The 8,457-nt window shown below is 43.4% G+C and carries 5 protein-coding genes and 2 pseudogenes; 3 read left to right on the top strand and 4 right to left on the bottom strand.

The window, feature by feature from the left end:
- Together F6K63_RS38180 and F6K63_RS35620 are read left to right on the top strand one after the other, a co-directional pair.
- Positions 1 to 104, top strand: a pseudogene (locus F6K63_RS38180) (IS5/IS1182 family transposase); the annotation flags it as partial.
- Positions 105 to 238: 134 nt separating this feature from the next.
- Positions 239 to 478 carry a hypothetical protein gene (locus F6K63_RS35620; RefSeq protein ID WP_131827080.1) on the top strand — a complete coding sequence of 80 codons (240 nt, stop codon included), beginning with the start codon at positions 239 to 241 and terminating at the stop codon, positions 476 to 478.
- A 96-nt stretch (positions 479 to 574) separates the two neighbouring features.
- Here the strand turns inward: F6K63_RS35620 and F6K63_RS35615 are convergent, their stop codons facing one another.
- Positions 575 to 1,960, bottom strand: coding sequence for a cytochrome P450 (locus F6K63_RS35615; protein WP_008185871.1), 1,386 nt, complete (start codon positions 1,958 to 1,960; stop codon positions 575 to 577).
- Positions 1,961 to 2,363: 403 nt separating this feature from the next.
- Here F6K63_RS35615 and F6K63_RS35610 point away from each other — a divergent pair, with 403 nt between their 5' ends.
- Positions 2,364 to 4,574: a phosphoketolase family protein gene (locus F6K63_RS35610; RefSeq protein ID WP_008185869.1), complete on the top strand. Its 2,211-nt coding sequence runs from the start codon at positions 2,364 to 2,366 to the stop codon at positions 4,572 to 4,574.
- A gap of 301 nt (positions 4,575 to 4,875) precedes the next feature.
- On the opposite strand, the gene F6K63_RS35605 is transcribed toward F6K63_RS35610, so the two are convergent.
- The 3 genes and pseudogenes from F6K63_RS35605 to F6K63_RS35595 form a co-directional block, all read right to left on the bottom strand.
- Positions 4,876 to 6,261 (bottom strand): PI-PLC domain-containing protein, encoded by a 1,386-nt coding sequence (locus F6K63_RS35605; RefSeq protein ID WP_048815270.1) that lies wholly within the window; start codon positions 6,259 to 6,261, stop codon positions 4,876 to 4,878.
- A gap of 246 nt (positions 6,262 to 6,507) precedes the next feature.
- Positions 6,508 to 6,942: a hypothetical protein gene (locus F6K63_RS35600; RefSeq protein ID WP_008185865.1), complete on the bottom strand. Its 435-nt coding sequence runs from the start codon at positions 6,940 to 6,942 to the stop codon at positions 6,508 to 6,510.
- Positions 6,943 to 7,741: 799 nt separating this feature from the next.
- Positions 7,742 to 8,338 (bottom strand): annotated as a pseudogene (locus F6K63_RS35595) (zinc ribbon domain-containing protein); the annotation flags it as partial.
- Between the last annotated feature and the right edge of the window lie 119 nt (positions 8,339 to 8,457).

The raw sequence follows: 8,457 nt of genomic DNA, 5'->3' as shown, positions 1-8,457 counted from the left end.
GATTTAGACGCTTGAGTAAAGACTATGAGTTATATACACAAATGAGTACAGGGATGATATATGGTTCATTAATTCGTTTAATGACAAGAAGATTAGCGTCTTAATTTTTTGTTTACAAATCAGCTCTTAGACTTTTGTTGACATTTATTTATACTCAGCCCTTGTAGAACACAAAATCTTTAATATTCTGAGTAATTCACTATTTTGTTTGGTAACACCATACCGGGTTGGGAAGAGTATGCTGGCAAAATGCGATGTAAGTATTCAGCAGTCAGCAGTCAGCAGTCAGCCGTCAGCTTATTTTATTCAAAAGCTGTTCCGTGTAGCGTGGCACAGGCTTTGGCCTTGGCCTTTCGGCCACGCTACGCGAATGGCCACGCTGTGCGAACGACGCTGGGACATAGCGCATAGGCTAGAAGCCTGTGACGTAGCGCATAGGCTGATAGCTGAATGCTTACAATGCGATCGCATCTGGTGATCATCCAGCGGCCTTTTTCGGTGACCTTACTGGCGGCAAAGACTCTCGGTGATCACGGATAACCGTTTCTGTTGCTATGGGACAATTGCTTTGATCCTAAAGAGAATTTACGGTAGCAGGTTTTTTTGGCTCCTTAGCAACACGTTGACCTCTCATCACCATCGGAACCCCATTTTCCGGAGTAATTCCTACTCCACGACGAGTTGGTTTAATGATTGTATTTTGTGCTAAGGCTAAGTGATAGTCAGACAATACCTTAGCCAAAACCAGTTTCATTTCTAACATCGCCAAAGCAGCACCAATACAGCGTCGGTTTCCACCACCAAAGGGAACATACTCATAGGCAGAGTATTGACGCTCAAGGAATCGTTCTGGTTTAAACTGATCGGAGTCTGGATAGAGGTCTTCTCGACGATGGGTTAAATAGGGACAGGCAAAAAGGGCAGTATTGGCCTGATAGTGGTGACCCATAATAGTAATTGGGGATGTGGTAATGCGGGCGAAGATCACAAACGCCACTGGGTAAATCCGCAGGGTTTCTTGGCAAACTGCTGTGAGATAGGGCAGTTGGGCAATGGCCATCGGGTCTGGATGATCCCCTAAGCTATCAATTTCCTCTAGCAGTTTTTGGCGCACTGTCGGTAATCGATGAATCCAGTAGAATGCCCAAGCTAAAGCGCTTGCAGTAGTTTCATGACCCGCAAACAACAAAGTCATCAACTGATCTTGTAACTCCTGATCACTCATCAACTCACCATTTTCGTCCCGAGTGGACATGATTAAACTAAGAATGTCATTGCCCATTAGCTCGGGTTGCTCTCGGCGCTGATTAATCTCTTCCTGAAGGAGGTTATAAATTTCCTGCCTACGCCGCACCATCTTGCCCCAAGGACTCCAAGCTCCTAAATCTCGTTGCAGGAACTTAAAAAACAGCATACTAGAGCGCAGGGGGGAAGCAGTCACCTCTAGCATGGCTGCCAGCAGTAGCTTGAGTTTTTGGTAACGGGTACCCTCACCTAGACCGAAAACCCCCTGCATGATTACCTGGATGGTAATGTCTTGCATGGCAGTACGGGCAGTAAAGGCTTGACCGATTACCCACTGACTCGCTACTTGCTGGGTAATATCACAAATCAATTGACTGTAGGAATTAATTCGTTGCCCATGAAAGGGAGGAATCAAGAGTTTACGCTGCCGCTGGTGTGGTTTACCATCGAGTAAAGTCATTGAGGTTTCCCCCACCAAGGGTTGTAGCAGCTTATTTCGTTCACCAGATTTAAACTGGCTAGGAGGAGCGGTCAAGACTTCCTGAATTGCTTGGGGGTGGCTGAGGATGACTAACGTTCTCGAACCAGTTAGCCGTATGGTAAATGTATCTCCATAGCGTTCTACACACTGATCCAAATACTTGAGGGGGTTAGCAATCCAATAGATTAACTGTAACCAGTCAGGGATTTGAGGACCATCAGGTAATTTACTCACACTCGTTTTCCTCTGTTACTTTCTCAAGACAAATTCATTATCTAACCTAACTGCCATATGGCAACAAAACCTTCGGTTACCTGATTACTATCAGAAATCCGCTTATTGACAAGCTATCAATAAGATTAATGGTAATCAAAACTAGTCGATTAATCCTATTCTGTTAGTCTTTGGGAATTAAAATAAAGCAAGATTTGATTAGAATCTCTACAAGGTAGGTAGAACAATAGATGTAGAGTTGCAGGTTCTCTAGTAGTCTCAATAGTAGTCTCAATCAATGTAATCCATAAGACATTTCACTGGTTTAAAACCCAAATTTCGCCAATATACTAATTCCGCACTCAGCGAGCTGATTGTAATATTTGTTTATTACTCGTAATAATTAGAAAAGGTTTCTGACACTATGACAGTTGGTAGCAGGGTTTCGACATTCTGTCAAGGAATTCAGTATTTTGAGAATACCATACCGGGTTTTGAAGCGACTTTGGACCAATACGGTCAACGAGATGCGATCGCGTTGGGGCAAAAAGCCATCCCATCTCCTGATGATCCAGCAGCTGTCTTCCAGACCTTACTAGCTGCTGATGCCCTACGCTACCTAACCCTGCACATCACTGCTAGTAAAGCCTCTGGTCATCCAGGGGGATTTGCCAGCATTGCGGAAGGGATTGCAGCTTTGGTCATGCTGGGTTACAAAAACATTATTACTGAAGTGGGACACCATGCCCCAGGCTTCTACAGTAACATGTTTCTGGACGGCTCCCTAGAGGAGATGGGTATTAAGACTGTAGAACAGATGGGGGAACGCTTCCGAGAAATGCACGGATTGCTCGGACACCTTTCTGGTCAAATTCCTGGACTCCTCAATCCGGCTGGTCCCCTCGGACAAGGGCAACACTTTGCCATGGCCGGGGCTTTGCTTCATCCAGGGGTACTATTCCCAGTTACGATTGGGGATGGGGGCTTGGGTGAACCTTATATCATGAGCAGTTTTGGTCACTTCTCTACGGCCTATCCCCAGGTGACTAATTTTCTGCCCATCTTAGTGTGGAATGGTTACAGCCAGGAACACCATAGTATGGTTTCCACAAAGTCCAATCAAGAGATGATTGCATACTGGCAGGGCAATGGTTTCCAAGAAGTAATCTTAATCAATGCTAAGGATTACGATGATGCTGACCAACCTGGTGAGTATGTCGATAGCACTGAGTTTTCTTTGCAGAAGCGATTGGCATTTACCCAAGGGGTTTTGGAAGCTACGGATAAAGCGGCTAAATCAGCTTTGAGTGGTAAGTTAACGGTGCTGATTGTTAAACAACTAAAAGGAGCGGGAGTCCACAAACGGGGAGCTAAAGCTCACAATCTTTACCCAGGAGATACCCTGGAAAAAGATTATATTGTTAGTGCCCTTAAAGCTCGGGCGTTACCGTCTCAAGCCTGGGAATTAGTGAGGATAAATTTTGAGCGTTCTGGAGGAGGGCCAGCGGCTCATACTGTAGTCACAGAAAAGGAATTGCCTTTACCAGATTTAGGTAAATTGCCTTTAGAGGAATTTGTGATTGATGGCGATAAAAAAATAGCAACTACCGCGATGGGAACGATAGTTGCTCATGTGGGGCAAAAAGACCCTAATTTTATTATTTCCAATGCTGATGGGAATGCTGCTTCTGGAATTAATAATATTAACCAAGCCCTAAAAATTATCCACCCCACCCCGGATGAAATTTACTTCCAAGGCCCAAAAGGTCAGGTGTATGAACCCTTGAGTGAAGATGCTTGTGCTGGATTAGCGGTAGGGTTAGCTTTGTTTGGAGCTCGTACTCTGTGGTGTTCTTATGAATCTTTTGCTATCAATGGGTTACCCATTTGGCAAACCGTTACCCAAGCCATGGCAGAATTGCGCCGTCCTACTCCCTCTACTATTACATTATTTACGGCTGGGGCACTGGAGCAAGGACGGAATGGTTGGACTCACCAGCGTCCTGAAATTGAAAATTACTTTGCTGCTATGATGCGCAATGGCAATATTTTCCCGTTGTTTCCCTGTGATGCTAATAGTATCCAAGTGTGTTATGAGTGGGCGCTGAGTACTAAGAATAAAGGAATTACCATTACTGCTAGTAAGTCACCCTTACCGGTGCGCACGACCTTTGAGCAAACCCGTCAAGGCTTGCAAGATGGTGCAGTGGTTTTGCATGAAACTAAAGGCAGTAAAACCGTTGTGTTTGCGGTGATTGGGGATATGAGCCTGATACCAGTGTTTGATGCTGCTTCTAATTTGGAAGACCAAGGGATTGGGGTGCGGATTGTTTCGGTAATCAGTCCCCGCCGTTTGTACCGTCCTGATGATACGGCTTGGAAAACCTGTAGTGAAGCTGATGGGGGTTTCTTAGATGATCAGGGGTTTGAACGGCTGTTTGGTGGGGATGGATTGATTGGTGTTACTGGTGGTACCAGTGCCATGCTGGAACCGATTATGTTACGTAGTACTTGCAAGCGGGATGTGGTTTCTTGGAAGCGTGGTGAAACTGCTAGCAGTGCTGGTCAAATTATGGCCTTTAATGGTTTGACTGCTGAGGCTTTGGCCAAACGGGCCACTGAGTTGGTTAGTTAAAATTTAGTTGGTTAGCATTTTTTGGTGTAGCCCTATCCTTAAGGATGGGGCTGTCAGCTATCAGCGATCAGCTATCAGCTAATGGGCTATGCCCACGCTACTTGAGGTGCTTTTGAATAAAAGAGATAAGCTAAGGCCAAAGGCCACGCTACGGGAACGTTTAATCTGAGTGTAAGCCTTGAGCTATCAGCCATTAGCTTTCAGCTTTTTAATAAAATAAGCTGACGGCTAATAGCTGATAGCTAACATCGGGCTACACCAATTAAGCCCCCCTAGGAATATTAGGGAATGCTGCCCTATCCTACTGCTCGCAATTGTAGCCGCCTTTCATTCTACCATCATTCCAGTCTTTTATTTCAAAATTATCTATTCCAATGTAGCTAAGTCCATAGCTATTAACTGCAGTGCTGTAGGAACAATCATTCTCTGGGGAAATCACTCCAACATGGGATACATAGTTATTGCTTCTGACAGCCTCTCCTAAACTGCTAGACATGCTTTCGAAAATGAAATTATCGCAGACTACAGACTCCGCCGTCTTGGCATCGAAACTCTTTGGTATTCCAGTAATCTCTTCTAGTGTCTCTACATCAGGGCAAGCAAATATCAACCCTTGATTGTAGTTTGTATCTCGAACATATTGAGCAATTACTGGGTTAGGATTTCCTGTTATTCCTCCTGCCGGTCCACTACCGCCAATGATTACCATGAATTGTCCTTTATAATCACCCTCTTTGCCCCAACAATTATTTTGTGCAGCAACTCGCATAGATGATAGTCCTTCGCTGTTTTGTAAGCAGCCCTCCCCTTCTAGTAAGTCAGTGGGTTCGTAAAAAATATCTGCATTATTTGGAGATAGTATTCTTATAATTAGAGCATCTAGATCCTGGGGACCCCTTTGTTCGCCCTTTTGCCCCCAACCTTGTTTCTTATCAATCAAGATAGTAACAAGCTCGTGTTCGGGATTTTCTTCGTGCCATTGTCTGACATCATTCAGGCAGTCTGATAGGAATTTACCACTACAGTTATTGCGTGGGAAATCTGTCGGGTTGTGAAATACGAACCAATTTCCTGGTACTGAGCCACCACCACCAATTCCGAAAGGCGAATCAAAGATATCAATCTCGATCGCTTTTACCTGGTCTAGGACTTCCGCCAAACTATTGGCATATTGTAGCTCGTAACTGTTGTGACTCATTGGTTTAAAAACCTGACCAATATTAAGGGAGTCACTATAGTCACAGGTAGTATTTTGATTTCCCCCACCATTGTCTTCGCAAGTGGAAGTATAACCTAATACTTGAAAAAGTTGAGTAGCACCATTGGGATTTCCTATGTACATTTTAGGGTCTTTTACCAGCTCTGTAAAAGAACAATCACGCAGGTCTCGAAAAATTGTGGGGTCAGAACCGGGTTGATCTTGTGCAACACTAAATTCAATCTGATCAGCTTCATCTGTCAGTTCGATCTGCCATTGTATCAGGTCACCTTCGCAATATCGTGTGCTGAAATTATCACTGCTACGCCAAGTTTGACCATCTTGGGGTCTTGATTCTGACCAGCCAATAAAACAGATCTCGCCTTGAGGTTCACAAGCTGAGGCATAAGCCTTCGGTACAGGGATGAGACTGGTAATAATCAGACTCAGTAAAGCAGCTATGAAAAATTGCTTAAGGGTTTTGAACATCTTAATCACTTTGTTTTTCAACAGTATTTTCAACAGTGTTTTCAACAGTAACTGTCTAGAACGTTAGTGAATTAGAGTAGTCAATTAGAGTATGATTTCTACAAAGGCGGATAGACACAGGAGGATAGACACAAGGTAGTTCATTCTATGATTCCCTTGCATCTATCTCTTTATTCTAGAAAGCCAGAACAGAAGGTAAACTAGATTACTCTAATTCTGGATTACTCTAATCTGCCAACTTGAACTTTACTGAGGCATGGGTTCATTAGTGTAAACATGCACTGAGAACGTTTGACCCGCTCCCCTTGGATTTCCTAGGTACAGATTGTTATCTTGGAACATAGTAGTGATTCCACAGTATACAATTGGATCCTGTAAAGTAGGGTCACTTCCACTTACATCTTTTGCAAGACCAAATTCAATGTTTTCAGCATCCGGACCTTGGGCGATCCACATCATCTGAGTTCCTGGGCAATATCCTGTGCTGAAATTATCACTGCTACGCCAGCTTTGACCATCTTGGGGACCTTTTTCAGAGAAGACAACAGCACATAGAGTACCGTTATCAGGACCAGGAGGTTGACAAGGAAACTGAGCATAGGCTTTCGGTACAAAAATACCGCTGGTAATCAGAATGCTGAGTAGACCAGCTAAGAACAATTGCTTGATGAATTTGAACATTAATTTACCTCGTTGGTGTGTATCTAATGTGTATCTAAGTTATTACCCTCTTGCTGACAGAGGGCTGTGAACAACACGTCCAGAGGTAGTTAACCTTTAACCTTTAAGCTGCAAATAGCTATAGAAACCAGCTGGTGATTGTGGCAGGTATATCCTTAAACAGACCTAGCACACAACCGGTTAGCTCTCATTTTTTTAAGCACCCTAAATTTTTGATAAGCTGTTGCGCATCTAAGCTTTAGATTTGCCTATCTGATTAAATCCTGGCCAAGCTTTACCCATAAGCATTTTGACCAGAAGTTTTATGTTATAATAGGCAGATTGAATCATCACAGCTCTGGTTTTACTTAATCATACTAATATCTTAAAAATAATTTGTCAAGCCTTTTTTTTAGACCCAATTCAGATTTGCTTTTGGCTGGTGCTATAATGTGGTATGTTCTATGAACTATATTTTTTTACCCTTTCGGAGCCGCTAATTTATACAACCTTTATCCTCAGAAGGATTAAGTGATTTGAGCCTAGTTTGGATTAATGATTAGGATCCTATGGCATTCCCGTCCCGTGACCTACGCTCAATCGCTAGTTGTGTAATACTTACAGGATCTATAAATTGCCAGGGTTATACCCATAGGAAAGGGAGCAGGGAACAGGGAGCAGGGAGTAGGAATCAAAAATTTTCACAATTCATTGAAGATACCTATAGCACCTAAATTTACTGACTCTATTTTCAATAATTAAGTCTGTGATCAACTGTATTCCGATACTTTTTAGCTACCAAAGTCTACCAAGGTAGAAATTAGCCCGCCAAGGCAAGATGCTCTCGCATCCAGGGTGTATCTACCAAAGCTCTCAGGAATATCCCACGAGCGCCATTTATATCTCTATCCATTTTTTGACCATCAATTTTGGACTTAATGATTTTGCTTCCACCAATTTTGACGAGTTCACCTGTCCAGCTGACAGTTTGGCTGGTGTAGGCTTCACATACATCAACTACGAGCTTTCCTGTCTCGAAAGCTTTATGCTTAAGGAACTGTTTGAACCTGTAATGAGCAAAAGAGAGTAGGTTTCGGACTGTTTTTGTTCGCGTAGCGTGGCCTTTTGGCCAACGAATCTTTCGCTCTTGTCGTTTTGACATTTGAGATGTCTCAAAAGTGGGAAGCAGAATAAAGTCAAAATTGTCAACCAAAAATCTGGCAGCTTTGTGATGCAATTCATTGATCAAGTTCTGTATTCTGATAGTGATTATTCTGGCCGCCTTTCTGATTCGACGTTTTTGTTTACCTTTTGATAGGCTGATTTTTGAAATCAGCCTATCAAAAGGTAAACATAGACGCTGAATTCGAGAAAAGTCCCCTTCACCAATTTTTCCTACAGAATTTTCGGTGACATACTCCCACACGCTCATCGAAGATTACAGTGTGGGCTTCTTACCAACTCCAGCCATCACTATCGGCTTTCGCCGACGCGGGGCGCGTTCGGATACACGGGTTACTTTATTAACGACACGGG

Origin of the sequence: Moorena sp. SIO1G6 (assembly GCF_010672795.1) — a bacterium.
In the GTDB taxonomy this organism is placed as follows: Bacteria; Cyanobacteriota; Cyanobacteriia; order Cyanobacteriales; family Coleofasciculaceae; genus Moorena; species Moorena producens.
Note: the sequence above shows the minus strand (reverse complement) of the source record. Positions and strands in the feature narration are given on the sequence as shown.

Bases quoted from the DNA above. Each gene is read 5' to 3' on its own strand.
- F6K63_RS35620 (WP_131827080.1), top strand. From the start codon at position 239: ATGCTGGCAAAATGCGATGTAAGTATTCAGCAGTCAGCAGTCAGCAGT.
- F6K63_RS35610 (WP_008185869.1), top strand. From the start codon at position 2,364: ATGACAGTTGGTAGCAGGGTTTCGACATTCTGTCAAGGAATTCAGTAT.
- F6K63_RS35605 (WP_048815270.1), bottom strand. From the start codon at position 6,261: ATGTTCAAAACCCTTAAGCAATTTTTCATAGCTGCTTTACTGAGTCTG.
- F6K63_RS35600 (WP_008185865.1), bottom strand. From the start codon at position 6,942: ATGTTCAAATTCATCAAGCAATTGTTCTTAGCTGGTCTACTCAGCATT.